A 25648-nucleotide genomic window follows, 5' to 3' on the forward strand; every position below is an offset into this window, starting at 1 on the left:
AGGTAGTCACTCAAGACACAGTCAAGGCCGACTCCCCGCTGCGGAGTCAGTGATGCCCGGCCCAGTCCTGAAGAACCCGGCTCAGAGTCGTACCGAAGCTGCCCCGGAGTCTTCCCCCAGAACCTCCAGAGAACAGGCCAATCATCATGCGCAACGCACAAAAGACGTCCGGAATGCCGTTCCACAAGTACACGCCGTTCCAGGACCAGATCACCGTTGAACTGCCGGACCGGACCTGGCCCGACAAGGTCATCACCAAGGCACCGCGCTGGTGTGCGGTCGACCTGAGGGACGGGAACCAGGCGCTGATCGATCCGATGAGCCCCGAACGCAAGCACAAGATGTTCGACCTTCTCGTCCAGATGGGCTACAAGGAGATCGAGGTGGGGTTCCCTTCGGCGTCGCAGACCGACTTTGACTTCGTCCGTCAGCTGATCGAGACGGACCGGATTCCCGACGACGTCACCATCCAGGTCCTCACCCAGGCCCGGGAGCACCTGATCGAGCGGACCTACCAGTCGATTGAGGGCGCCGATCGTGCCATCGTCCACCTGTACAACTCGACCTCGGTCCTGCAGCGCCGGGTGGTGTTCAACCAGGACAAGGACGGCATCATCGACATCGCGCTGACCGGGGCGCGGCTCTGCAAGAAGTTCGAGGAGACCCTCAGGAACACCGAGGTCACCTACGAGTACTCTCCCGAGTCCTTCACCGGCACCGAACTGGAATTCGCGGCGCGGATCAGCAACGAGGTCGCGGTGGTCCTGGAAGCCAGCGCAGACCGCCAGATGATCCTGAACCTGCCGGCAACCGTCGAGATGGCCACCCCCAATGTGTACGCCGACTCGATCGAGTGGATGTGCCGGAATCTGGACAACAGGGAGAACATCATCCTGTCCCTGCACCCGCACAACGACCGCGGGACCGGCGTCGCAGCAGCCGAGCTCGGTTACCTGGCGGGCGCTGACCGGATCGAGGGCTGCCTCTTTGGCAACGGCGAACGCACCGGCAACGTTGACCTGGTGACGCTGGGCATGAACCTCTACGGTCAGGGTATCGACCCGGAGATCGACTTCTCCGACATTGACCACATCCGGCGGACCGCGGAGTACTGCAACCAACTCCCCGTCCCCGAGCGTTCACCGTACGGTGGCGACCTGGTGTTCACCGCCTTCTCCGGCTCCCATCAGGACGCCATCAAGAAGGGCTTCGAACGGATGGAGGCCGACGCCGCCGATGCCGGCACGACCGTCGAGGACATCCCCTGGGCCGTGCCCTACCTGCCGATTGACCCGAAGGATATTGGGCGCAGCTATGAGGCAGTGATCCGGGTCAACTCCCAGTCCGGCAAGGGCGGTGTCGCCTACCTGTTGAAGAACGAGCACAGCCTGGACCTGCCGCGACGGGCGCAGATCGAGTTCTCCGGGGTCATCCAGCGTCGTACTGACACGGTTGGCGGGGAAATCAGCGGTGCAGAGCTCTGGAAGGTCTTCCAGGACGAGTACCTGCCCAGCCGGGCCGGTGGCGCGGGCACCTGGGGACACTATGCCCTCACCAGCGTCAACACCGCTACCGGGGAGGACGACTCCTTCAAGCTCACCGCGTCCCTGCTGGTGGACGGCGTCCACCAGCGGCGTTCCGCCGAGGCCAACGGCCCGATTGCGGCGCTGCTCTCCATCCTGGGAGAGGACGGGGTGGACGTGCGGGTCCTGGACTACACCGAGCATGCCCTGTCCGCCGGGGGCAACGCCCGCGCGGCAGCCTACGTCGAGTGCACTATCGGGGAACGCGTCCTCTGGGGGATCGGCATCGACTCCAACACCACGATGGCCGCGCTGAAGGCAGTCATCTCAGCTGTGAACCGTGCCATCAGGGACCAGCAGCAGGCCAGTTAGCGGTACCGGCGGGGCATTTCGCCACACGTGGGCAACGGTCAGGGGGCGCGCCCCCACCGATGCCCCCGTGCGGCGGAAGTGGTGCGAAAATGGAACGGTGTCCTCGTCCTTTGCCTCCCGCACCTACCGCGCCGAAGGCGTTGTGCTGCGCACCTACAAACTCGGTGAAGCCGACCGGATCATCGTCTTCCTCACCAGGGATCACGGGCAGGTCAGGGCCGTGGCCAAAGGTGTGCGCCGCACCAGCAGCAAGTTCGGTTCGCGGCTGGAACCCTACATGACGGTCGACCTGCAGCTGGTGGCCGGACGCAGCCTCGACGTCGTCACCCAGGCGCAAACGAAGGGCGCCTACGGTCACGGGATTGCCGCCGACTACGGCCGGTACACGGCTGCCGCGGCGATCGCCGAAACTGCGGAACGGCTTACCGACGCCGACGGCGAATCCTCCGGAGCCCAGTACAACCTCATCGTCGGGGCGCTGTCAGCCCTGAGCAGGGGCTTGCACGCACCGGAGCTGATCCTCGACTCTTATCTGCTGCGTGCCCTCGCCACCGCCGGCTGGGCACCGAGCTTCACCGATTGCGCCCGCTGTGGGACGCCCGGGCCGCACTCCGCCTTCTCGGCGCCCCTGGGTGGGGGAGTGTGCCCCGACTGCCGTCCACCGGGAGCCGCGTCGCCGTCGGCCGAGTCAATGGAACTGCTCGCCGCGCTGCTCTCCGGCAACTGGGAGACAGCCGACGCCTCCGGCCCACAGTCCCGCCGGGAGGCCGCCGGGCTGGTCGCTAGTTATCTGCAGTGGCACCTCGAACGCGTCGTCAAATCCCTCAAACTAGTGGAGCGTCAGTGAAGTCAGGACCGACAGCCAATCAGGACTGGCGAACCACCAGCCCTACCCGCCCGTGGCCACACCCCTCGGGCGAAACGGCTCCCGCCATCCCGGCGCAGTTCGTGCCTAAGCACGTGGCGATCGTGATGGACGGGAACGGCCGGTGGGCCAACCAGCGCGGTCTGCCCCGGACGGAAGGCCACCGTGCCGGGGAAGCGGCACTGCTGGATGTGATGGCTGGTGCCATCGAGATCGGCGTTAAGCACGTGTCCGTCTACGCGTTCTCCACCGAGAACTGGAAACGCTCACCGGACGAGGTGCGGTTCCTGATGGGGTTCAGCCGGGACGTCCTGCGCCGGCAGCGTGACCAGCTGGACGCTTGGGGCGTGCGGATCCGCTGGTCCGGACGGCGTCCCCGACTGTGGCAGTCGGTGGTGAAGGAACTGGAGGTGGCTGAACAGCAGACCCTCGGCAACACCACCTGCACCCTCACCATGTGTGTCAACTATGGGGGCCGTGCGGAGATCGCCGACGCTGCCCGCGCCATCGCCGAGCAGGTCCAGGCCGGCAAGCTGCGCGCGTCGGCCGTGTCGGAGAAGACCATCCAGAAGTACCTCGACGAACCCGATCTCCCCGACGTCGACCTGTTCCTGCGGACCTCCGGTGAGCAGAGGTTCTCCAACTTCATGCTGTGGCAGTCCGCCTATGCGGAGATGGTGTTCATGGACGTGCTCTGGCCCGACGTCGACCGCCGGGTGTTGTGGCGGGCGATCGGCGAGTACGCGGGCAGGGACCGACGCTTCGGTGGCGCGGTGGACCAGTCGGCTGCGGCACCGGGCTAGCCCCGGCCGACAAGCTCCTGACAGCGGAGCCACCCGTCTAGGGTCAGGTACACCTCGCGGCGGACCGGTTCCTTGGAGAGTAGGACGTCGTGCAGCGCGCCCTCATACCGGCAGACGGTCACGTTCGGTCCGAGCTGGAGGGCCCGCTGGGTCATCAGGGTCACATCCAGCACACTGTCCGAGGTGAGCATCGCCTCGCTCCAGACCGGGCTCACCGATGAGCGGGTCGAGGCCAGGACCAGGACCGGTACGTCGATGTCCAGTCCCCGGCGCACCTGGGCGTGCCCGGCCAGGACCGCCGCCACCCAGCCCGCCCTGATGGAGAAGCCGAACTCGGGACGCCACAGGGGATTGATGTCCCAGTCGCCGTCGCCGGTATTGCTGATGCTGCGCCAGTAAAACCCGATCTCCGGGAGCTTCAGCCGTGCCTTCGGTTTGAACCGGGTAATGGGATCCAGCAGTCCTTGGGTGGCGCCCCGGAAAATCGCACTACCCTGCACATCAAGCCAGGGACTGTTCAGGATCAGGCTGGCAATCCGGCCGGGATTGCGGTGGACCCATAGCGAGGCGATGAGCGCCCCCGTGGAGTGCGCCATCAGGTGCACGTGAACCGGCACCTCAGCGCCCTGCCGTTCACGGATGTGGGATGCCATCGCCCGCAACGCCGCATCGAGGTCGTCGTCATAATCGGCGAGGTCCCCGACATATCCGGGGGTCTGCCCGTCGCGTAGGCTGCGCCCGTACTTGTGAAGATCCAGCGCGTAGAAGGCGACCCCGCGCGCCGCGTAGAACTCGGCGAGGCCACGGTGGAGGAAGTAGTCGCTCCAGCCGTGCAGGTAGAGGACTGCAGTGACTGGCGGCTCCTCGGATGCCGGTTCGTTGGTGCTCCCTCGCTCGGGTCGCTGGGGCAGGCGATCCAGGAGGTGCGACCACCAGACACGGGGATGGAACCGGTTGCCTGCGGGGGGATGCGTCGCCATTGGGTTCTCGGGTGTCGGGGGAGTGTAGGACACCAGCGTCGCGACGCACGGACCCTCGTCGTCGGTGCCGAGCGGCAGGTCGGCGCAGGTGAACCCGTCGCCCAGATAGTCCGGTTTCCAGATCAGCCCCATCCGAAAACTGTAACCGCTGGCTCCGTCTCCAGGAGCAGCTCCACCGCCGGCGGGCAGGAGTTGTTGTTGGCAGCTTGTGCGTGGGAGTTTTAGAGCATGCGAATCTACCCTGCCTTTTTCCGACTGGTCTTCTCCCGCATGGACGCCGAACGGGCCCACCAGATCGGGTTCCGGCTGATTCGTGCCGCGGAACGCACACCCGCCGGCTTGGTGCTGCGTCAGCTGACAAAACCACACCCGGGACTGCAGACCTCGGCGTTCGGCATCACGTTCCCGTCCCCGTTCGGGCTGGCAGCCGGATTCGACAAGGAGGGCCACGGGATTACCGCCCTGACCAGCCTGGGATTCGGTCATGTGGAGGTAGGCACGATCACCGGCCAGGCACAGCCCGGCAACCCGACACCACGTCTGTTCCGCCTGGTCGCAGACCGAGCCGTGATCAACCGGATGGGATTCAACAACGACGGAGCAGCGGCCGTCGCCCCCCGGCTGAAGGTGGCCCGCGCAAGGCTGGAACGACGGTACGTAGCCAACCGGCCGATCATCGGAGTCAACATCGGTAAAACCAAGGCGGTCAACCTTGGGGACGCCGTCGCGGACTATCTGGTCAGCGCGAGGGAACTGGCGCCCACGGCCGACTACCTGGTGGTGAACGTCAGCTCCCCGAACACTCCGGGTCTCCGCCTCCTGCAGAACGTCGAATCCTTGCGACCGCTCCTGACAGCGGTCCGGCAGACAGCCAACGACAGTGCGGGGCGTCCGGTGCCGCTGCTCGTCAAGATAGCCCCCGACTTGGAGGACCAGGACATCGACGACGTCGCCGCCCTCGCCGTCGATCTCGGTCTGGACGGGGTCATCGCTACGAACACCACCATCACGCGCTCAGGGCTGGCCAGCGACAACGCGCTGGTGATGAAGTGCGGCGTGGGTGGACTGAGCGGTGCCCCCCTGAAGCAGCGTTCCCTCGAGGTGCTGCGTCGGCTCCGCGCCGCGGCAGGCGATGAGCTTGCCATCGTGTCGGTCGGCGGGGTGGAGACTGCCGAGGACGTCCTGGAACGCCTCGACGCTGGCGCCACCCTGGTGCAGGGTTACACGGGGTTCCTGTACGAGGGGCCCTTCTGGGCCCGGCAGATTAACCGTCGGCTGGAAGAGTTGCTCACAGCGCGTCACTAGCTGCTGGCAGCAGCCCGGTGTCCCTGAGGGAACCGGTCCTACGCCGGGTATTCGCCGCGCTTCACCAGCGGCTTCGGAAGCCGCAGGCGGCGGAGCTGCAGCCCACGGGTGACCCCGTACCAAAGGTCGCCGCGGGCGGGCTCACCAAACTTTGCGGTCAGGCGTCCCCTCAGGCTACGGCGCAGCAGGAAGCAGTCAAGCACGACGGCGATGATGATGATCCAGAAGGCGTACAACACCATTCCCTGGACCTGCATGCTGGGAACAAAACTCAGGATCACGAACACCAGCGCCGCGACCATGAGGAACTCGCCGAGATTCCAGCGGGCGTCCACAAAATCCCTGATGTAGCGGCGCGCCGGGCCCTTGTCACGCAAGGGCAGGTAACGCTCTTCACCGGTATCGAGGGCCTGGCGCATCCGGAGCCTTTCGGCTCGCTGCGCATCCCTGCCGGCCGCCTTCGCAGCCTTCCGGTCGTCGGGGACGAGCGGGCGCTTCCGTGCGGCTTCCTGAGAGCTACGGCGCGGCGTCGGCACTCCCTTGCCAACAGGGCGCTCTTCGGGCAACTGGTCTACGGGGGCCTCGGGGGCCTCTTTTTTACGTCCAAACACCCTCCTAGGATACCCGCCGCAACGCTCGCGTGCGCCCGGTCACTATGCAGCCGTCACTACTCGACGGTCACTGTGTAAGGTCGACTTACATGACTGACGAACAACACGCGTCCCCCCACGACTTTTCGGCTCAGGCCCTTCGCGCCGCCGTCGCCACCGGCTTCGAGGAGGTGGTCACCGATCTCATTGACCTCGTCGCCATCCCCGGGATCGCCTGGGAAGCTTTCGACCCGGCCGAGCTGGACCGCAGCGCCGAGGCTGTCGCTGGCCTGATTCGAGCCGCTGGCGTGAGCGACGTCCAGATTCTCCGGGTCACCACCGACGGGGTCCAGGGCGGTCCCGCCGTCGTCGCCCGCCGGCCGGCCGCACCCGGAAAGCCGACTGTGCTTCTCTACGCCCACCACGATGTGCAGCCGCCGGGCGACCGCGCGCTGTGGGAGAGCGAACCGTTCACCGCCGTCGAACGCGGCGGCCGGCTATACGGCAGGGGAGCGGCCGACGACAAAGCGGGCATCATGGCTCACCTGGGCGCCCTCCGCGCGCTGGATGAGGTGCTCGGGGAGGACTTCGGCGTCGGCGTGACCCTCTTCATCGAGGGTGAGGAGGAGGCCGGTTCGCCGACTTTCAGGACGTTCCTCGACACCCACCGGGACCTGCTGCAGGCTGACGTGATCGTGGTCGCCGATTCCAGCAACTGGAAGGTCGGCGTTCCCGCCCTGACCACGAGTCTGCGCGGTCTGGTCGACGGCACCGTCGAGGTGCAGGTCCTTGAACATGCCGTTCACTCGGGCATGTTCGGGGGACCGGTACTGGACGCACCGACACTGCTCGCCCGGCTGATCGCCACATTCCATGACGAGGCCGGCGACGTCGTCATTGCCGGGCTCGCCGGCGGCGACCACGCTACCGTCGACTACCCGGAGGTCGACTACCGCGCGGACGCCTCGGTGCTCGACGGCGTCCGCCTCGCTGGTACCGGGTCCATCGCCTCACGACTCTGGACCAAGCCGGCACTGTCCATCATTGGCCTGGATGCTCCGAGCGTCGCCCTGTCCTTTAACACCCTCCTCCCGCGGGCCCGCGCCAAGTTCAGTCTGCGCCTGGCGCCTGGCCAGGATCCGGCGTCGGCAATGGCGGCGGTCAAGGACCATGTGGTGCGTCACGCGCCTTTCGGTGCAACGGTCACGTTCACCGAGGGGGAAACCGGTAGCGCCTTCGCCTCCGATACCGCGGCGCCAGCCGCGCAGACCGCACTGTGGGCGCTCCAGGAAGCGTGGGGCGTCCCGGCCGTTGAAGCAGGAATGGGAGGTTCGATTCCGTTTATCGCCGACCTGACCGAGGTGTACCCAACCGCACAGATCCTGATCACCGGGGTGGAGGATCCCGATTCACGCGCGCACAGCGCCAACGAGTCGCTGCACCTCGCGGAGTTCCAGAAGGCGGTGCTCGCCGAGGCGTTGATGCTCTCCCGCATCAACGCCGAGGGTCTCTGACCAACCCGGCCGGGGACGCCGCCCGCGACCAGCCGGTCCCGGGGTTGGTCGCGGACGGGACTGCCGACGTACCATGGGTTAGGACACAAAACCGCTACGCGTGTCCACAGCGAGGAGAAACCAGTTATGAGTACTTCCACCAGCGAAACCACCACCGGAACCACCGAGGCCGAGTTGGCCGCCCATGAGGTGATGCTCTCCGATGTTGCAGCCGACAAGGTACGCAGCCTCCTGGAGCAGGAAGGCCGCACCGACCTGCGGCTCCGCGTTGCCGTGCAGCCCGGCGGTTGTTCAGGCCTGATCTACCAGCTGTACTTCGACGAGCGCACCCTCGACGGCGACGCCGTCCGGGAGTTCGACGGCGTAGAAGTCATTGTCGACCGGATGAGCGTCCCTTACCTGGCGGGCGCCTCGATCGACTTCGAGGACACGATCTCCAAGCAGGGGTTCACCATCGACAACCCCAACGCCGGCGGCTCGTGCGCCTGCGGCGATTCGTTCCACTAGCACGTGTTTGCTGCCCAAACAAGCACCATTGATGACCTGCCAAAAGTTCCGCGGCAGGCCGTCTTGGTGTCATCCGATGGCGGCGGTTACGGGTAAGCTCTACAGTAAGTAGTAAAACTAAATGTGTGCCTTTCGCGCACACGGGGTAACGCCGCCACGGGTGGCAAACACGTAAGAAAAGGAAGGGCCGTCTGTGAGTTCGCAGCACCGAACCGGCACCCGGCGCGCAAGGGTCACCAAGATCTCCAGCCTCATGCTGGTAGGCGCGTTGTTTCTGTCGGGCTGTTCAGCTGAAGTCCAAAGGGGTTGGTTGCCCGCCGAGCGCGACAACACCAACCACACCGGTCGGATCATTGATCTGTGGGTGAACTCCTGGATTGCGGCACTGATAGTCGGCGTCATCACCTGGGGTCTCATCATCTGGTGCATCGTTGCGTACCGCCGGCGCCGGAATGAGACAGGATTTCCCCGCCAGGTAAGCTACAACCTTCCCCTCGAGGTCTTCTACCTGACCATTCCCCTCTTCATGGTCCTCGTCTTCTTCTACTTCACGGACCGGGACCAGCAGGCGATCGATGCCCGCGTGGACAACCCGGACCTGGTAGTCGACGTTCGTGGCAAGCAGTGGTCCTGGGACTTCAACTACGTGAACGAAGACAAGTACTTCAGCGGAGTCCAGGCGAACCTGACCGGTGAGGAAGGTATCCCCGAGACGCTTCCCACCCTCTATCTGCCGGTAAACCAGACGGTCGAGCTCCAGCTCAATGCCCGCGATGTGCTGCACTCCTTCTGGGTGCCAGCGTTCCTGCAGAAGCGTGACATGATTCCCGGTCGCACCAACTACATCACCCTCACTCCCACACGGGAAGGCACCTTCGATGGGAAGTGCGCCGAACTGTGCGGTGAGTACCACTCGGAGATGCTCTTCAATGTTGCAGTCGTTTCGCAGCAAGAGTTTGATGCGCACATGGCCACCCTTGAGGATGGCCAGCTCGGTGAAGAATACGATCGCAACTCGTACTCCGACAACGAACTTGAACCAGCAGGGAGTAACGGCTGATGTCCACTTACGAATACACAGCTGACGATTCCGGTACCACTGTCGCACCCCGGGTTGTCCCGCGGTCCAAGGGCCGGGTAGTGGTCAGTTGGATCACCTCCACCGACCACAAGACCATCGGGTACATGTACCTGATCGCGTCCTTCGTCTTCTTCTGCTTTGCCGGCGTCATGGCGCTGGTTATCCGTGCGGAGCTCTTTGAGCCGGGGATGCAGATCCTGCAGACCAAGGAACAGTACAACCAGCTCTTCACCATGCACGGCACCGTCATGCTGCTGATGTTCGCGACCCCGCTGTTCGCCGGTTTCGCCAACGTCATCATGCCGCTTCAGATCGGTGCCCCCGACGTCGCGTTCCCACGATTGAACGCCCTGGCCTTCTGGTTCTTCCTTTTCGGCAGCACCATCGCCGTTTCCGGCTTCATCACCCCCCAGGGTGCTGCATCCTTCGGCTGGTTTGCCTATGCTCCGCTATCAAATACCACCTTCTCCCCGGGGCTCGGTGGTGACCTGTGGGTCTTCGGCCTGGCGTTGTCGGGCTTCGGTACCATCCTGGGTGCGGTCAACTTCATTACCACCATCATCTGCATGCGTGCCCCCGGCATGACCATGTGGCGGATGCCGATATTCACCTGGAACACCCTCGTCACGGCAATCCTCGTCCTGATGGCCTTCCCGCCACTGGCTGCAGCCCTCTTCGCCCTCGGCGCGGACCGGCGGTTCGGTGCGCACATCTTCGACCCGGACAACGGCGGAGCGATCCTCTGGCAGCACCTGTTCTGGTTCTTCGGCCACCCCGAGGTCTACATTATTGCGTTGCCTTTCTTCGGCATCGTTTCCGAGATTTTCCCCGTGTTCAGCCGGAAACCGGTCTTTGGCTACAAGGGCCTTGTGTACGCGACGATCGCGATCGCTGCTCTTTCGGTGACCGTCTGGGCCCACCACATGTACGTCACCGGGGCAGTACTGCTGCCGTTCTTCGCCTTCATGACCATGCTCATCGCGGTGCCGACGGGTGTGAAGTTCTTCAACTGGATAGGGACCATGTGGCGTGGCTCGATCACGTTCGAGACGCCCATGCTGTGGAGCCTCGGATTCCTGGTGACCTTCCTGTTCGGTGGACTCACCGGCATCATCCTGGCGTCACCTCCGCTCGACTTCCACGTTTCGGACACGTACTTCGTGGTGGCCCACTTCCACTACGTGGTCTTCGGCACCGTCGTCTTTGCGATGTTCGCAGGATTCTATTTCTGGTGGCCCAAGTTCACGGGCAAGATGCTCAACGAACGTCTCGGCAAGATCCACTTCTGGATGCTGTTCGTCGGCTTCCACGGCACTTTCCTGATCCAGCACTGGCTGGGTGTGATCGGTATGCCTCGCCGTTACGCGGATTACCTGCCCGAGGACGGGTTCACAGCGATGAACCAGTTCTCGACCATTGCGTCCTTCGTGCTCGGCGCCTCACTGATTCCGTTCTTCTGGAACGTGTACATCACGTGGCGGAGCGGGAAAAAAGTTGAGGTCGACGACCCCTGGGGCTTCGGTGCCTCGCTGGAATGGGCGACTTCCTGCCCACCACCGCGCCACAACTTCACCTCACTGCCCCGGATCCGGTCAGAGCGTCCCGCGCTGGATCTCCACCATCCCGAGCTGCAGCAGCAGCACACGCCAAGCTCTGCCGTAGGACAGGCACTTGGCGCGGCCGACCGGAAGGACGCCTAGCACATGAAGGTTGAGACCGGACTCTTCTTCTGGGGAGCACCTTTCTTCGTACTCGTCGGAGTGGTCTACGGCTACCTCACCGGGTGGACCGAATATGTCGGGTTCCTCGGCATCCTGCTGGTCGGCGGCCTGGCGGGCATGATCGGGTTCTACCTGGGGTTCACCGGGCGCCGGATCGGGATGCGGCCCGAGGACAGGCTTGACGCCGAGATCCATGAAGGGTCGGGTGAACAGGGTCATTTCAGTCCCTGGAGCTGGTGGCCCCTCGTGCTCGGCCTGTCGGCGGCGACTGGTTTCCTCGGCTTGGCCGCGGGATTTTGGATTCTTTACATCAGCCTTGGCATGGTAGTCATCGCACTGGTTGGCTGGGTCTTCGAGTACAGCCGTGGGGACCACGCCCACTAGATCAGAAGTCCTACTGTTGGGCCCTCACCTCCGGGTGGGGGCCCGCCGTCGTTAACTGCGGGTTCTTGGGTCGAAGGGCAGTGGCACACTGAGGGCTGGCGGGTCCCCGATCAGGCTGACCCCTCCGGGTGCCTGCCGCAGGGTGGCCGTCCCACCGGAACCTTGTCAGCGGCAGGTTCACGGAGGGCGGCTTGTCAGTAGCCGGCTCATGGAGTGGGGCCTGTCCGCGGGGAGCACACGGGGAGGAGGCTCTGTCCGCTGCAGGATGCAGGCGAACGCATGAGCCGGGTAGGCGGTAACGGGGGATCGAAAGCCGCAGTTCCTGACCCTGGCGGTCTGCGGACAGCGCGGGGTTACAGACCCCGGCGGCCGGCCCATAGTCCGTGGAGCAGGGGAACAGCTGACGCCAGCATCAGGACGTTTCCCAGGACGGTGTCATCGGCACGGACTAGCGAGCCGGCGATCAGCAACGCGCCGAAGATCAAGGCCGAGGCGGCACGTTGCGCCGTCCGGTCGAGGCGCGCCAGACGCTGCTCCAGGCGGGGGTTGGCAACAGACAGGGAGCCGTCCTCCACACGGGTGATGAGTCCGTCAAGGCGTTGTGGCAGTCTCAGGGTCACCGACGCTGCCTTGAAGGCCTGCTGGGCCACGTCCTGCGCAATGTTGCCGCGCTCATCACGCAACAGCTGCGCGGCATAGGGTTCAACCGAATCCCACAGGTTGAACCGGGGGTCCAGCGAGCTGGCCACCCCCGACGTCAGCGACATGGCACGGATAATCAGGAGGAAATTCTCGGGCAGCTGGAAAGGCAACGAGCGGACCAGATCGCCAAACTCAACGGCGAAATCGAGGAACTCCTTGGGGTCCACCTCCCGGAGTTCAGCGAATCCCATGCCGCCAAACCGGGCAAACAGGTGGGTCATCGCCCGCTCAAGTTCACCGGTATCCGCCGAAGGGACCAGCACGCCCACGTCCTTGATCGCGGCGACCAGCCCCTTCCCATCACGGGTAGCAGCGGCTATCAGGAGTTTCCGCAGGCCATCACGGGTACTGGGTGGTACCTCACCCATCATTCCGAAGTCGATGAAGGTGAGTTTCCAGGTCAGGGCTGTCCCGGAATCCCCCCGGTCAACGGTGACAAAAATGTTGCCGGGATGCGGATCGGCGTGGAAGAACCCGTTGGTGAACATCTGATCGAACATGACCGACGCGAACACAGGGGCGACCTGCACCGGATCGATTCCCGCGGCGATCAGGGCAGCCGCGTCCGTGATCTTGATCGCTGTGACATCTTCGAGCGTCAGGATGCGGCGGGTGCTGCGTTCCCAGACGACCTCGGGCACACCCACCCGGTCGTCGCTGGCAAAGTCGGACGCAAACCGCTCCAGATTCTGAGCTTCCCGCAGGTAGTCGATCTCCATGAGGCTGATCTGGGCGAACTCTTCCACCAGGGCGGGTACGTCAGCCCGGTCGGACACAATGCGGACGCGATTGAGCCAGCCGCCTACTTTCCGCAGCGCAGCAAGGTCGATATCAATGATCGCATCGATGCCGGGACGCTGGACCTTGACGACAACGTCAGCCAGCCCCGTATCGGCGGCATCCATCGGCCGAAGCTGCGCGCGGTGTGCCTGCCCAAACGATGCCGCCGCGATGGGTGATTCCTCGATGGCCGCGAACACGTTCTCTAGGGGCGCACCCAACTCCGCCTCGGCGAGGACCCGAATTGCGGGGAAGGGGACCGGCGGTACCTCGTCCTGCAGTCCTTCCAGCTCGGCGGTGATCTCAGGTGGCAGAACATCAAGCCTCGACGACAGGAACTGGCCCACCTTGATCATCAGTCCACCAAGGTCCACCGCCAGTACCCTGAAGCGCCGGGCGAAACGCAGCATGCGTCGTGTCCTGGTGCGCTCGGCGATCCGGCCCAGCCCGATGCGGGGGAGGATGAGCTCAAACCACCAGGTCACAGCGAGATGCCACGCCGCGAACCGCACTATGCGACGGTATCGGGCACGGGTGGCACTCACGCCGGGGAGCGAATCCGCCATACCCCGGCGGTCCAAACCCATGCCGGTCAGTCTTGGGCGAGGATTGAGTACAACCGACGGCGCGCGTCGTTGAGCACCTTGGCTGCCTCCTGGACCTGCGCCGGTGTCCCGGTCCGACTCACCTGGGCGGCAGCCTGAGCCAGTTCCACGCCAGCCTTGGGCAGGGCGCCGAAGCCAGCAGCGCCGGAGTGATCGGCTGGCCCCCAGGGGCTACTGCCTCCTGCTCCCGCCACTTCCTCACGTCCCGCCTCGGTCAGCGAAAAAATCTTCCGGCCGTTGGACTCTTCAGCACTGATAAAGCCCTCGTCAGCCAGCAGTTGGAGCGTGGGGTAGACGGAACCTGCACTGGGCTTCCAACTGCCTCCGCTGCGTTCCTCGATCTCATGGATGATTTGGTATCCATGCATGGGCCTCTCTGCCAGGAGGGCGAGAATGGCGGAACGGACCTCGCCGCGTCCGGCGCGGGTACCCGAGCGCTTCTCAAACCGTGACCGGAGCTCTTCGACCGCCTGCCACATGCCGTCCATGTTGTTGCCGCCGAATCCACTTGCCGGGTAGGAACTTCGCATGATGCTCTCCTCAGTCGCGCTCAACGATATATAACGATAGTCAACGATACACCGCAGGGGTCGGGGGAATCAACGCTGAGGGGACCCCTCTAGACTGGGAGCAGCCAGTTGTCGCAGTTGCAGGAAAGGTCGCCACCGGTGTCGAGCACACTACTGCGGTTACTCGAGGAAGGGCTCCGCCCAGATTCGACCGCCCCCAAACATGTGCAGTTACGGGAGATCCTGCGCGAGCTGATCGCGGTTCACGCAGAGCCGGGAACCGCCATTCCCTCGGAGCGTGAGTTGACCCAACATTTTGGGGTTGCACGCATGACGGTGCGCCACGCCATCGACGCTCTGGTCGCCGAAGAGGTACTGGAGCGGATTGTCGGTCTTGGAACCTTCGTGGCACACACCAAGCTGGATCTACAGATGAAGCTCACCTCCTACAGCGAGGAAATGCACCGCCGGGGGATGGTGCCTGATGCGCGGGTCCTCAGTTTCGAACAAATCGGGGCTACCCCGCTGATCGCCAGGGAACTGCAACTGGAACAGGGGCACCCCGTCGTGCGGTTCCGTCGCCAGCTTCTTGCCGACGGCGAGCCGATGAGCGTCGACGAGAACTTCATCCCCGCGCACCGGGTGCCGGGGATCCTCGACGAGCCGGCGCCCACCTCGCTGTACAACGTGTTGAGCGAACGGTTCGGGTTGGTGATGGAGTGGGGAGAGGACACTATCGAGGCAACGGCGGCCTCAGCGTCAATTGCGCGTCTGCTCAACGTCGACCTGGGTGCTCCGCTCCTGAAAATCCAGCGTCACGCGTATGTGGCCCGGTCTATGATCGACTACTCGGTGTCGTACTACCGCGCGGACCGCTACAAGCTGTGGGTGCCGCTGCAGCGCCCCGGTGTGCGGTCGCCCCGCGCCTATACAGCGAAGCGCCTCAATAGCCCCTAGAACAGCCCTGCAGACCGCATCTGCGCGCGGACAAGAGAAAGGGCCCGATCCAGCTCGTGCTGGATCGGGCCCTTTCGTCGTGGTGTTACTGCGAGACGGCTGCCTTGTCGTGCTGCTCGGCAATCGCATCGTGGTGTCCGTGCGAGTGGGATGCCTCAAGTTCGGCCGGGGTTACTGGCGCAACCCTGTCCTCGAAGAAGAAGCGGGACAACCGGCCCCGTGCCTTTTCGGTCCGGGTAACGTGACCGTTGACGTCGGCTTCGGCAGGAAGCACAGCGTGGGACTCGTAGTTGACCAGGTTGTAGCGCTTGTATTCATCGAGTGGTTCGTGGACCTCGATAAACTCGCCGTGGGGGAGTCTCACAATCCGACCGGTTTCCCGGCCGTGCAGTGCAATCTCGCGATCCTTGCGCTGGAGGGCCAGTGCAATACGCTGCGCAACCATGAAGCCGATGATCGGGCCTACGAAAAACAGCACCCGCAACCAGTAGGTCACATCATTCAGGGACACGAAGAAGTGGGTGGCGATGAGGTCCGAGCTGGCTGCCGCCCACATGACGCAGTAGAACACGACGCCGGACACGCCGACCGCGGTGCGGAACGGTGCGTTCCGCGGACGGTCGAGCAGGTGGTGCTCCCGCTTGTCCTTCGTCAGCCAGGACTCGATCCATGGCCACGCGAACATGAGGGTGAAGACAATTCCTGCAGGAACGAGCGCTGGGATGAGAACATTCAGCGACAGGGTGTTGACACCCCACGGCATCGGGATGTCCCACTCCAGTGGAATGCCGGCAATCCAGCCCGGCATGAGACGCAGCGCGCCGTCCACCCAGCCGATGTACCAGTCGGGTTGAGTACCGGCCGACACCGGGGAGGGGTCGTACGGGCCGTAGTTCCAGATCGGGTTGATCGTGAACGCCGCCGAGATCGCTGCGATGATGCCGAACACGATGAAGAAGAATCCGCCGGCTTTTGCTGCGTAAACGGGGCCGACGGGGAAGCCGACCACGTTGTCGTTCGTCCGGCCTGGGCCGGGGAACTGGGTGTGCTTGTGGGTCACCACCATGAAGAGGTGGATCACGATCATCAGCAGGATGATCGCAGGGATCAGGAGTATGTGCAGCACGTACAGTCTCGGGATGACCACCGTGCCGGGGAACTCTCCACCGAAGAGGAAGAAGCTGATGTACGTACCAACGACCGGGATTGCCTTGATGACGCCGTCGATGATGCGAAGGCCGTTACCGGACAGCAGGTCATCGGGGAGTGAGTAGCCGGTGAAGCCCGCAGCCATGGCCAGGATGAGCAGGACGCAGCCCACCACCCAGTTCAGCTCGCGCGGGCGGCGGAACGCGCCGGTGAAGAAGACGCGGAGCATATGCACTGACACGGCAGCTACGAAGAGCAGGGCCGACCAGTGGTGGACCTGGCGCATGAACAGTCCGCCGCGGACATCGAAGGAGATGTTCAGGGCGGTGGCGTACGCCTCGGACATTTCTACCCCGCGGAGCGGAATGTAGCTGCCCTCGTAGTGGGTCTCGGCCATCGACGGATCGAAGAAGAAGGTCAGGAAGGTGCCCGAGAGGAGCAGGATCACGAAGGAGTACAGCGCTACCTCACCGAACATAAAAGTCCAGTGGTCCGGGAAGATCTTCCGGCCGAACTCCTTGACGATCCCTGATCCGCCGACCCTTGAGTCAACGTAGTTGGTGATCTTACCGACGCTTGTCTTGGGTTGGTAAGTACTTTGCGATGTCGTGCTGCTCATGTCAGCCACGCTCCCAGAAACTTGGTCCTACTGGTTCTTGAAAATCGCTGGTAGCGATCAGGTAGCCCTCGTCATCAACGGCGATGGGCAACTGCGGTAGCGGGCGTACGGCCGGTCCAAAGATGACCTTGCATTCCTGCGTAAGGTCGAACGTGGACTGGTGGCACGGGCAGAGCAGGTGGTGGGTCTGCTGTTCGTACAGAGCAACAGGGCAACCCACGTGCGTGCAAATCTTGGAATAGGCGACGATGCCCTGGTAGCCCCAGTCCTCGCGTCCCGGGGAGGGGTTCAACGACTCTGGGTTCAGCCGCATCAGCAAGACAACGGCCTTGGCCTTTTCCTCGAGGTAGTGGTCGGAATTTGACAGTCCCTCAGGAATGACGTGAAACGCCGAACCGATGGTCACATCGGAGGCCTTGATCGGGGTGCCACTTGGATCCCGGGCCAGACGGGTTCCGGAATCCCAGTAGGTCTGCCGCAGCACGTCACCGGGCAATGGACCCAGATCGCGGAAGATGAACACGGCGGGGAGCGGCGCCAGGAGCATCGCACCCAGCAGCGTGTTGCGGATTAGCGGGCGACGCTTGATGCCCGTTTCCTCGACGATGTCGTTGATGATCTTCTCGGCATCGGCGCGATCAGCTTCGGTGCGGATCTCGTGGCGATCCTCGGAGACTTCGTGGTCGGGCATCAGGGTCTTGGCCCAGTGAACAATCCCGACCCCGATGCCGAGCATCGCAAAGGCGGTGCCGAGGCCCAGCGTGAGGTTCTGGAGGCGAAGGGTGGCGATGGTCTCGTCGAGTGGGATCAAAAAGTATCCGACGAAGAACAGAATGGTGCCGATGATAGACACCAGGAAGAGAATCGCTACCTGTCGCTCGGCTCGCTTTTCGGCGCGGGGATCCCTGTCGGCCAGCCGGGGACGGTGCGGAGGCAGTCCAGGGTTCTGGAACTTCTGCACATCGCCCTGACCGGGCCTAGCTACGACGCCAGTACTCTCTGGACTGCCGTGACTATGATCGGCCATGATCCCTCGCATCCTTCTGGAAAAACTCTGCTTGTGGTCTGTTGTTCAGTTTGTGGTTGCTGCCCGTGGGCTGCCTGTAGTGCGCCATCGCGGTCTAGGACGATCGCGCGGTGAGCCAGACGGTAAAGGCGATGATGACGCCGAGTCCCGCTACCCAGATAAAGAGGCCCTCGGAAACCGGTCCCAGCGAACCGAGGTCCGCTCCGCCGGGGGAGCCCTGCTCGTCGATGGTCTCGAGGAACGCGATCACGTCGCGCTTGTCCTCGGGGGTGATGTTCGCGTCACTGAAGACCGGCATATTCTGCGGCCCGGTGACCATTGCCTCATAGGTGTGCTTGGCGGTGGAGCCGGAGAGGGCGGGAGCGTACTTGCCCCGGGTCAAGGCGCCGCCAGCGGCGGCAGCGTTGTGGCACATGGCGCAGTTGACGCGGAAGACCACGCCGCCGTTGGCGGGGTCGGCGTCGGACGTGTCGAGGGTTTCTTCCCCGGGGATGGCTGGGCCAGCGCCAAGGGATGCCACATAGGCGGCCATCTGCATGGTCTGCTCGTCACCGAACTGTGGTGGCTTGACCTGTGCCTGCGGGCCCTGCATCTGCATCGGCATGCGTCCGGTGCCTACCTGGAAGTCGACCGATGCTGCGCCCACCCCAACGAGGGATGGCCCGTTCTCCGAACCGACTGCGCCCATCCCGTGGCAGGTGGCGCAGTTGGCGATGAAAAGCTTCTCGCCCTCGTCCACCTGATCCGCTGAAAAGGTCTGTGCCTTGGCTTCGTTGGTACTGCTCGCCAGGGCGTAGACGCCACCCGTGAGGAGTAATCCGATCAGCAACAAAGCTACTGCTGCCAGGGGATGACGTCGCCTTTGCGAAAGTGCCTTCACTTGCTGGTTCCTGCCTTCTGTCGTGCAATCACTGCCAGTACCACTTGATGAAATTCTACACGTAGTAGAAGAGGGTTCAACTAAGGGTTACTTCAGGAAATAGATAATGATGAACAAAGCAATCCAGACGACGTCGACAAAGTGCCAGTAATACGACACCACAATTGCCGAGGTGGCCTCAAAATGGCCAAATCGTTTGGCTGCGAACCCTCGTCCGATGATGAACAGGAAGGCGATCAGCCCGCCGAGGACGTGGAGTCCGTGGAAACCGGTGGTGATATAAAACGCCGACCCGTAGGCGTTGGACGAGAGCGAGACGCCCTCAGAGACCAGCACCGCGTACTCGTAGCCCTGCACCGCGACGAAGATGGAGCCCAGGATGAAGGTCAGGAGGAACCACTCGATCATTCCCCACTTCGCGGGGGAGAACACGCTCCCGGTGCGGCGAGGCTGCAACCGCTCGGCGGCGAACACTCCGAACTGGCAGGTCACCGAACTCAAGACGAGAATAATCGTATTGATCAGCGCGAACGGAACGTTCAGCTTTTCGGTCTCCATTGCCCATAGCTCACTTGAAGTGGAGCGCAGGGTGAAGTACATGGCGAATAGTCCGGCGAAAAACATCAGCTCGCTGGACAGCCAAACGACGGTTCCGACGGAAACCATGTTGGGGCGGTTCAGCGTGTGATGCGCCGTGGTACTGGGGGCTTGAGTCGCAGATGTCACAGATCCATTATGTCTCTAAAAAGCACCAGTTCACCAATGCTGATGCCCTCCCGGCGCGTCCCCATGGGCGTTGGGGACTCGCCATCCCAGTAACGGCGCGGAAGTCGCGAACAGATGACTTTCTACAATTCGTAGATAACCTTGAGGTGTGACGACGATTTCCAGCCCCGACAGCGCTTCCCCGACCTGGCCTGTACTGATCTCCGCCCTGATCCGGGGAGACGATCTGTCCTCTGACCAGACCCGCTGGGCCATGGATCAGATCATGGAGGGCGAGGCCAGCCACGCCCAGGTGGCGGGCTTCCTCGTTGGCCTGCGGAGCAAGGGGGAAACCGTCGGCGAGCTGGTCGGGCTGGTGGAGGCAATGCTCTCGCGGGCACACCGTATCGAGGTACCCGGCCCCACCCTCGATATTGTCGGTACCGGCGGGGATGGCCTGAATACCCTCAACATCTCCACCATGTCCTCCCTGGTGGCGGTAGGCGCGGGAGCGAAGGTGGTCAAGCACGGCAACCGCAGCGCGTCCTCATCTGCCGGTGCCGCTGACGTCATCGAGGCGCTGGGCGTCCGGCTGGACCTCTCCATCGACGATGTCGCCCGCTCGGCTGAGGAAGCCGGAATCACGTTCTGTTTTGCCCAGGTGTTTCACCCGTCCATGCGTCACGTAGCGGTCCCGCGGCGTGAACTGGGGGTTCCCACAGCCTTCAACTTCCTGGGGCCGCTCAGTAACCCGGCCGGCGTCGATGCACAGGCCATGGGCTGCGCCAGTGAACGGATGGCGCCGCTGATGGCCGGGGTGCTCGCGGCGCGGGGGATTCGCGCCCTCGTGTTCAGGGGAAGCGACGGCAGGGACAAACTCACCACCAGCGGCTCGTCGACTGTCTGGGAGGTCAGGAACGGAACGGTCACCGAGCACACTGTCCACCCCGCCGACTTCGGGCTGCCGGTAGCCCCGGTGGAGGCACTGCGTGGCGCAGACGGGGCAAGCAACGCCTCAGTGGTGCGTGCACTGCTGGCGGGGGAGCGGGGTCCGGTACGGGACGCTGTGGTGCTTAATGCGGCGGCCGGGCTCGTGGCGTTCGATACCCAGCATGCGGCGCCACTGATCGATCGGCTTACGGCCGCGATGCGGCGTGCCGAAGCCTCGATCGACTCGGGGGCCGCGCAGGCCGCGCTGGACAAGTGGGTGCGGGTGACCGGCGGCGCCTAGGGCAGTCGGTTGGCCCGCCCGATTACCTCGGCAACCTGCAGCGGGTCGGTGACCTGGTAACTGTTGCCCTCCGTATCCGACACTCCAAGGGAGATGCCGCCTCCGGGCGGACGGTGGGTTGCCTTCGCCGAGAGGTGGACCTCGGTGATCCCGACGGCGGACAGCGCCGGGAGGTCGCCAAGGACCACGCCACCGCCCGCGAGGATGGTCAGGCCGCTCTGCGCGGCGACCATCGACCCGAGAGTGTCAAGGCCCTGTGCCGCGGAAACCGCGCCGCCGGAGGTCAGTACCCTGGTGAACCCAGCCGCGGAGATCGCCTCAAGGGCGTGGACAGGCGAGGGGGTGTGGTCGATCGCCTGGTGGAAGGTGTACTCGATGGCGGGAGCCGCCTGCCGCAGGATCCTCAGCGCCCCGGCGTCGACGTCGTCGCCGGCCGTCAGGACCCCGACGACGACGCCCGCCGCACCCTCGGACGCAGCCGCATCGATGTCCGCGGCCATCACGTCGAGCTCGGCGGGGGAGTAGGTGAATCCCCCAGGGCGGGGGCGAATCAGCACGTGCAGGGGCAGGGCCGGAACCATGGCCCTGATCCGGCGGACCAGCCCGACGGAGGGTGTCAGCCCTCCCAGCGGCAGACCCACGCAGAGTTCAGCGCGCGCCGCACCAGCGTGGTCGGCTATCGCCGCGCCGGCGGGGTCCTGCACCGCGATCTCTACCCGCATCCTCAGCCTTCGAAGCCCAACGAGAAGGCAGTATCGAGGTCGTGCTGTGAATAGGAGCGGAAGGCGATCTGGGTGGTGGTGGACTCCACCCCCTCAACCTTGGAGAGGCGGTCGGCGATGACGTCGGCCAGGTCCTCGTGCCTGCTGACCCGTGCAATGGCAATGAGGTCCCACTCCCCGGTCACCGAATAGACCTCGCTGATGCCATCGATCTCGGAGATTTCCTGGGCACACTCGGGGATCCGGGAAGCGTCGGTCTGGATCAGGACGAAAGCGGTAATCATGGGGTGTCTCCCTGGCAGAGGTGGAACTGACTGGTGATACAGGCTTGCAGCTAACTTATCGCGAAGTACCACGCTGCCGCAGGACGAGTGACGCCACAGTGCGGGGGAGAACCAGGACCGCGCCCAGAACCACGACGGCGACCACGAGGAAACTCACCGCCATCCCACCGCCCAGCAGCGCACGGATCGCGAGGCCTCCCACCGCTGTACCAAGCCATACGAGCACACCGGTTGGCCAGGGCACGGCAGGCGACCGCCAGGCCCTCAGCACAACCCAGGTGAGCAGGCAGGCAGCAAGGAAAGGCCCAGCGGTGCTGAGGATGCCCAGGATCGCCAGCCCGGACTCGTGGGTTGAGCGCCCGGTTGCTGCAAAGGCGATGATCAGGCCCAGATCGGCCAGCAGCCAGCCCGCAGCCTGCCTGCGTGGCGCTGCGTTGCGGGTAAAGGACGAGTGGTCTGTTGGGGGAGTCATCGACTGGATGTTCAGGAGGTGCTGTCGAGGATCAGACGCGCGGCCGGCGCGGGCTGGTCCCAGTGGGGGAAGTGTCCGCTCGCATCAAACCAGTGCAGCGAGGCGTCCGGGAAGCGCCGCTGCGCGGTGGCCGCCTGGCTGGCGGGAGTAACGCGGTCCTGCCGGCCCCACCCGATGACCACCCTGCCGGGAAGGGATCCGCGGGCTGCGCCCTGCTGGAGTGGTCCCTCGATGAGAGACCGCAGTGCTTCGTCAAGGCTGGGTGAGGCGGAGTAGCCCCGCAACTCGGTCAGGACCAGGTGGGGGTGGAGCTTCCAGGGGTGGGCTGAAAACTGCGCCAGGAGGGCGGTCCGCCCGGCTGCAGTCCTGGTCAGGAAGGACAGCGCCGGCTGGATGGCCCGCACCAGGGCGACCGAGGCGGTGATACTGACCCCGAACACCAGCCGCTGGCGGTCGCTCCAGAATCCACCAGGGTCCAGCGAAACAGTGGTGCCCGGGTGCCCGCGCCGGGCGAGTTCAAGCACCATCCGTGCGCCCATCGAACTTCCCACCAGGTCTATGCCCTGAAATCCTTCGGCCTCGATAAACCGTTCGAGCGCGTCGGTGAGTGTTCCGACGGTCGCCGGGCCTACGAGGGGTGAGCTGCGGCCGAATCCGGGCAGGTCGACGGCGATCACGTCGCGCTCGGCGGTCAGCGCCGGCATGATCGGATCCCAGGTGCGCAGGCTCGAACCGAGACCGTGCACCAGGAGGAGGGGTTTGCCGCTGCCATGTCGTTCGAAATGCATCAGGATCCTTCACTTGGGAGTCCTTCAACTGTAGGCATTCGTACGTCGAATAGATGAACCCGACCAGCTATTCCCCCCGCACTCATGTCGGCCTACGCTATGGAACATGTGCAGAAATATCCGACCTTTGTCTAATTTCGAACCGTCTGCCACCGACGAGGAAATCCACGCAGCCGCCCTGCAATACGTTCGCAAGGTCAGCGGTTCCGCCCGTCCCTCGAAGGTCAACCAGGAGGTGTTTGACACCGCTGTCGAACGCATCGCCCACGTGACGGCGCACCTCCTCGACGATCTGGTCACCACGGCTCCTCCCAAGGACCGTGAAAGTGAAGCTGAGAAGCACCGCGCGCGAACAGCTAAACGATTCGCGACCGCTTAGCAGTTCCTGGCCCCGGCTCGCCACTGCGGGGTCGGGCAGGCTCGTCGTGGGCCTGCCATCGATGACTGCCGTCCAGCCTTCACCCCTTCAGCACTGTCAGGAGTTTGTGATGACCACCCGATTGAATCCCTACCTGAATTTCGCAGGTAACGCCCGGGAGGCAATGACCTTCTACCACTCGGTCTTCGCTGGCGAACTCACGCTGAGCACGTTCGGCGAGAACCAGATGAGCGAGGACCCTTCCGACGCCGAAAAAATCATGCATGGGCACCTCGAAACGGATGCCGGCCTGGTGCTGATGGGCGCCGATATTCCCACCGGGATGCCCTATACCGAGGGCGACGCCTTTTCGGTGTCATTGAGCGGCGAGGATGAGGAGGAATTGCGCAGCTACTGGGAAAAGCTCTCCGGTTCAGGCACCGTCACGGTGCCGCTGGAGCGGGCGCCCTGGGGCGACAGCTTCGGTATGTGCAAGGACCAGTACGGGGTCGACTGGCTGGTCAACATTAGCGGTTCCTGACGGCATTCGGACTGGCAGGACAAGCGGGGTATCCACGTGGGCTTCGACGTCGCCGCTGATGCCTATGACCGGTTCATGGGCCAGTATTCGGGGCCACTTGGAGGGGAATTCCTGCGTTTGGCCGGGGTCCGGAGCGGCCATCGTGCACTCGACGTGGGATGCGGTCCGGGTGCCCTGACAGCCCGGCTGGTGTCCCTGCTGGGAGCCGGTGGGGTCGCGGCGGTTGACCCCTCGCCCCCGTTCGTGGCGGCTGCCCGGAACCGGCTTCCGGGCGTCGACATCCGTCGCGGCGCGGCGGAGCACCTCCCCTTTGCCGACAGCGTTTTCGATGCGACCCTCGCGCAACTGGTGATCCACTTCCTTGCCGACCCTGTCGCTGGCCTGCGGGAAATGTCACGGGTCACCCGCAGCGGTGGTGTCGTGGCGGCATGCGTGTGGGATCACGCCGGAGGAAAAGGTCCACTGGCCACGTTCTGGGAGGCGGTCCAGTCGATTGATGACCGGGCACTCACCGAAGCACTCCTGCCCGGCACAGCCGAAGGGCAGCTTGCCGACCTGTTCGACACTGCTGGTCTGCTGGAGATCGAGCAAGGTAGTGCGTCAGTGCGGGTGGAATTCGGCTCATTCGCCGCCTGGTGGGAACCCTTCACCCTCGGCGTCGGCCCGGCGGGGGACCATGTCAGGTGCCTGGATGTCCGGGGCCGTGATGAGTTGCGGCACGCCTGCGCCGGGTTGCTTCCGGCCGCGCCCTTCGGGATTGATGCGACCGCCTGGACCGTCAGGGCTCGCGCCCGGTGACTACCCTGGCCCCGCGGACACTCCGATCGCCCGGACTGGTCCGCTGCTGATCAACGGGCTGTTCAGCTGGGTCAGCTCAGGATGCCCGGTCGACGGCGGCGAGTAGCGCCGCCCCAAGATCAGCAGGCCGGGTGAACTGTGGCCAGTGCCCGGTGGGTAGATCGACGTAGTCGACGTCCTGGATTCGGGTGAGCTCGGCGAAGAACGGATCCCCGGCAGCCATCCACCGTTTGAGTTGCTCCGAGGTAAATTCGCAACAGATTACCGTCGCCGGGACGGCGAGACGGCGTTCGTCGTGCAATACCTGCCGGTCAATGGCGACGCCCCTCGGCTGCGGGATGGCACGGGCGATGAAGGCTGCTCGCAGCGTTTCATCCAGGCCGATGAGGTCATCCTCCTCGAATACCTCCCAGGCGGGAAGCGGGATGTCGTCACCGTCGGACGGTAGCTCGTCGTTGATGTTTCCGCCGTCGCCCAAGGGGCCGCTGTCAACGTAGATTGCCCGGAGCACCCTGTCGGGGCGCTGATCGAGTGCGCCGTAGATGATGGCTCCGCCGCCGGAGTGACCCACCAGCACCACGGGCCCGTCGACGTCGTCGATCGCCGTGACCACTGCGTCAATGTGCTGGCGGAGCCCTATCCCGGACCGGGGTGCGTCCTTAGCCTCCAGACCGGGCAGGGTGAGGGGATGGACGTGGTGTCCGGCCGCCGCGAGCGTGGGAGTCACCTCATCCCACGATGACGCATCCAGCCAGAATCCGGGTACCAGAATGATGTCCATGCCCGGGACCCTAGCCCGATCCGGCGCTTATCGGCAAGCAACCGGCATGACCTGAGCCGCCGTTCCCTGGGGAGGTAGGGAACCTGCCAGCGACC

General features: G+C 64.3%; 27 protein-coding genes. 14 read left to right on the plus strand and 13 right to left on the minus strand.

Going from position 1 to position 25648, the window contains the following annotated elements:
• Nucleotides 1-146: 146 nt before the first annotated feature.
• The 3 genes from leuA to H4V95_RS08665 all read left to right on the plus strand — a co-directional run bounded on the left by leuA (nt 147) and on the right by H4V95_RS08665 (nt 3563).
• A complete protein-coding gene (gene leuA / locus H4V95_RS08655) occupies nt 147-1895 on the plus strand; it encodes a 2-isopropylmalate synthase (RefSeq protein ID WP_209729915.1) in 1749 nt (582 codons plus the stop codon).
• 97 nt (nt 1896-1992) lie between these two features.
• Nucleotides 1993-2742, plus strand: a complete 750-nt coding sequence (gene recO, locus H4V95_RS08660; protein ID WP_209729917.1) for a DNA repair protein RecO — start codon at nt 1993-1995, stop codon at nt 2740-2742.
• Nucleotides 2739-3563, plus strand: a complete 825-nt coding sequence (locus H4V95_RS08665) for an isoprenyl transferase (RefSeq protein ID WP_196866140.1) — start codon at nt 2739-2741, stop codon at nt 3561-3563. The genes recO and H4V95_RS08665 overlap by 4 nt, the downstream gene beginning before the upstream one ends.
• On the opposite strand, the gene H4V95_RS08670 is transcribed toward H4V95_RS08665, so the two are convergent.
• On the minus strand, nt 3560-4675 hold the full coding sequence (locus tag H4V95_RS08670; RefSeq protein WP_209729919.1) for an alpha/beta hydrolase: 1116 nt from the start codon (nt 4673-4675) through the stop codon (nt 3560-3562). The genes H4V95_RS08665 and H4V95_RS08670 overlap by 4 nt on opposite strands.
• Nucleotides 4676-4771: 96 nt before the next feature.
• Between H4V95_RS08670 and H4V95_RS08675 the strand changes: the two genes are divergently transcribed.
• Nucleotides 4772-5848 carry a quinone-dependent dihydroorotate dehydrogenase gene (locus H4V95_RS08675; protein ID WP_209729921.1) on the plus strand — a complete coding sequence of 359 codons (1077 nt, stop codon included), beginning with the start codon at nt 4772-4774 and terminating at the stop codon, nt 5846-5848.
• 38 nt (nt 5849-5886) lie between these two features.
• On the opposite strand, the gene H4V95_RS08680 is transcribed toward H4V95_RS08675, so the two are convergent.
• Entirely contained in the window at nt 5887-6459 is a 573-nt protein-coding gene (locus H4V95_RS08680) for a DUF3043 domain-containing protein (RefSeq protein WP_196866137.1), read from the minus strand.
• 89 nt (nt 6460-6548) lie between these two features.
• Here H4V95_RS08680 and H4V95_RS08685 point away from each other — a divergent pair, with 89 nt between their 5' ends.
• The 5 genes from H4V95_RS08685 to H4V95_RS08705 all read left to right on the plus strand — a co-directional run bounded on the left by H4V95_RS08685 (nt 6549) and on the right by H4V95_RS08705 (nt 11645).
• The gene (locus H4V95_RS08685; RefSeq protein ID WP_209729923.1) at nt 6549-7952 is read left to right on the plus strand and encodes a dipeptidase; all 1404 of its coding nucleotides are present in this window, start codon (nt 6549-6551) and stop codon (nt 7950-7952) included.
• A gap of 126 nt (nt 7953-8078) precedes the next feature.
• Nucleotides 8079-8459, plus strand: coding sequence for an iron-sulfur cluster assembly accessory protein (locus tag H4V95_RS08690; RefSeq protein ID WP_171585239.1), 381 nt, complete (start codon nt 8079-8081; stop codon nt 8457-8459).
• Nucleotides 8460-8652: 193 nt separating this feature from the next.
• A complete protein-coding gene (gene coxB, locus H4V95_RS08695) occupies nt 8653-9519 on the plus strand; it encodes a cytochrome c oxidase subunit II (protein ID WP_196866135.1) in 867 nt (288 codons plus the stop codon).
• Nucleotides 9519-11240, plus strand: a complete 1722-nt coding sequence (gene ctaD / locus H4V95_RS08700) for a cytochrome c oxidase subunit I (RefSeq protein ID WP_196866134.1) — start codon at nt 9519-9521, stop codon at nt 11238-11240. The genes coxB and ctaD overlap by 1 nt, the downstream gene beginning before the upstream one ends.
• A 3-nt stretch (nt 11241-11243) precedes the next feature.
• Nucleotides 11244-11645, plus strand: a complete 402-nt coding sequence (locus H4V95_RS08705; RefSeq protein ID WP_196866133.1) for a cytochrome c oxidase subunit 4 — start codon at nt 11244-11246, stop codon at nt 11643-11645.
• Between the two features lie 353 nt (nt 11646-11998).
• Here the strand turns inward: H4V95_RS08705 and H4V95_RS08710 are convergent, their stop codons facing one another.
• A complete protein-coding gene (locus H4V95_RS08710) occupies nt 11999-13714 on the minus strand; it encodes an AarF/ABC1/UbiB kinase family protein (protein WP_209729925.1) in 1716 nt (571 codons plus the stop codon).
• Nucleotides 13715-13719: 5 nt separating this feature from the next.
• Nucleotides 13720-14262, minus strand: coding sequence for a PadR family transcriptional regulator (locus tag H4V95_RS08715; protein ID WP_196866131.1), 543 nt, complete (start codon nt 14260-14262; stop codon nt 13720-13722).
• A 153-nt stretch (nt 14263-14415) separates the two neighbouring features.
• Between H4V95_RS08715 and H4V95_RS08720 the strand changes: the two genes are divergently transcribed.
• Nucleotides 14416-15198, plus strand: a complete 783-nt coding sequence (locus tag H4V95_RS08720) for a GntR family transcriptional regulator (protein ID WP_209731324.1) — start codon at nt 14416-14418, stop codon at nt 15196-15198.
• Nucleotides 15199-15283: 85 nt separating this feature from the next.
• Here the strand turns inward: H4V95_RS08720 and H4V95_RS08725 are convergent, their stop codons facing one another.
• From H4V95_RS08725 to H4V95_RS08740, 4 genes are all read right to left on the minus strand, one after another.
• Nucleotides 15284-16966, minus strand: a complete 1683-nt coding sequence (locus tag H4V95_RS08725; protein WP_209729927.1) for a ubiquinol-cytochrome c reductase cytochrome b subunit — start codon at nt 16964-16966, stop codon at nt 15284-15286.
• 1 nt (nt 16967) lies between these two features.
• The gene (locus tag H4V95_RS08730; RefSeq protein WP_209729929.1) at nt 16968-17993 is read right to left on the minus strand and encodes a ubiquinol-cytochrome c reductase iron-sulfur subunit; all 1026 of its coding nucleotides are present in this window, start codon (nt 17991-17993) and stop codon (nt 16968-16970) included.
• Nucleotides 17994-18087: 94 nt separating this feature from the next.
• Nucleotides 18088-18873, minus strand: coding sequence for a c-type cytochrome (locus tag H4V95_RS08735; protein ID WP_196866127.1), 786 nt, complete (start codon nt 18871-18873; stop codon nt 18088-18090).
• 87 nt (nt 18874-18960) lie between these two features.
• Entirely contained in the window at nt 18961-19599 is a 639-nt protein-coding gene (locus H4V95_RS08740) for a heme-copper oxidase subunit III (RefSeq protein ID WP_196866126.1), read from the minus strand.
• Between the two features lie 148 nt (nt 19600-19747).
• On the opposite strand from H4V95_RS08740, the gene trpD reads away from it, so the two are divergent.
• On the plus strand, nt 19748-20809 hold the full coding sequence (gene trpD, locus H4V95_RS08745; protein WP_196866125.1) for an anthranilate phosphoribosyltransferase: 1062 nt from the start codon (nt 19748-19750) through the stop codon (nt 20807-20809).
• Here the strand turns inward: trpD and H4V95_RS08750 are convergent.
• The 4 genes from H4V95_RS08750 to H4V95_RS08765 are packed head-to-tail and all read right to left on the minus strand — an operon-like array spanning nt 20806 to nt 23075.
• Nucleotides 20806-21531 carry a copper homeostasis protein CutC gene (locus tag H4V95_RS08750; protein ID WP_209729931.1) on the minus strand — a complete coding sequence of 242 codons (726 nt, stop codon included), beginning with the start codon at nt 21529-21531 and terminating at the stop codon, nt 20806-20808. The two genes, trpD and H4V95_RS08750, sit on opposite strands and share 4 nt — an antisense overlap.
• 2 nt (nt 21532-21533) lie before the next feature.
• Entirely contained in the window at nt 21534-21815 is a 282-nt protein-coding gene (locus H4V95_RS08755) for an Lrp/AsnC family transcriptional regulator (protein WP_196866123.1), read from the minus strand.
• Nucleotides 21816-21870: 55 nt separating this feature from the next.
• Nucleotides 21871-22287: a DUF3054 domain-containing protein gene (locus H4V95_RS08760; protein WP_209729933.1), complete on the minus strand. Its 417-nt coding sequence runs from the start codon at nt 22285-22287 to the stop codon at nt 21871-21873.
• Between the two features lie 11 nt (nt 22288-22298).
• Nucleotides 22299-23075 carry an alpha/beta fold hydrolase gene (locus tag H4V95_RS08765; protein ID WP_209729935.1) on the minus strand — a complete coding sequence of 259 codons (777 nt, stop codon included), beginning with the start codon at nt 23073-23075 and terminating at the stop codon, nt 22299-22301.
• Nucleotides 23076-23181: 106 nt separating this feature from the next.
• Here H4V95_RS08765 and H4V95_RS08770 point away from each other — a divergent pair, with 106 nt between their 5' ends.
• From H4V95_RS08770 to H4V95_RS08780, 3 genes are all read left to right on the plus strand, one after another.
• Nucleotides 23182-23454 carry a DUF2277 domain-containing protein gene (locus H4V95_RS08770; protein ID WP_209729937.1) on the plus strand — a complete coding sequence of 91 codons (273 nt, stop codon included), beginning with the start codon at nt 23182-23184 and terminating at the stop codon, nt 23452-23454.
• A 109-nt stretch (nt 23455-23563) separates the two neighbouring features.
• Nucleotides 23564-23974 carry a VOC family protein gene (locus H4V95_RS08775; RefSeq protein WP_209729939.1) on the plus strand — a complete coding sequence of 137 codons (411 nt, stop codon included), beginning with the start codon at nt 23564-23566 and terminating at the stop codon, nt 23972-23974.
• Between the two features lie 36 nt (nt 23975-24010).
• Nucleotides 24011-24772 carry a methyltransferase domain-containing protein gene (locus tag H4V95_RS08780; protein ID WP_209729941.1) on the plus strand — a complete coding sequence of 254 codons (762 nt, stop codon included), beginning with the start codon at nt 24011-24013 and terminating at the stop codon, nt 24770-24772.
• Between the two features lie 76 nt (nt 24773-24848).
• Here H4V95_RS08780 and H4V95_RS08785 read toward each other — a convergent pair whose 3' ends face one another.
• Entirely contained in the window at nt 24849-25553 is a 705-nt protein-coding gene (locus tag H4V95_RS08785; protein WP_209729943.1) for an alpha/beta fold hydrolase, read from the minus strand.
• Nucleotides 25554-25648: the final 95 nt, after the last annotated feature.

Source organism: Arthrobacter sp. CAN_C5, assembly GCF_017875735.1.
GTDB lineage: Bacteria > Actinomycetota > Actinomycetes > Actinomycetales > Micrococcaceae > Arthrobacter_D.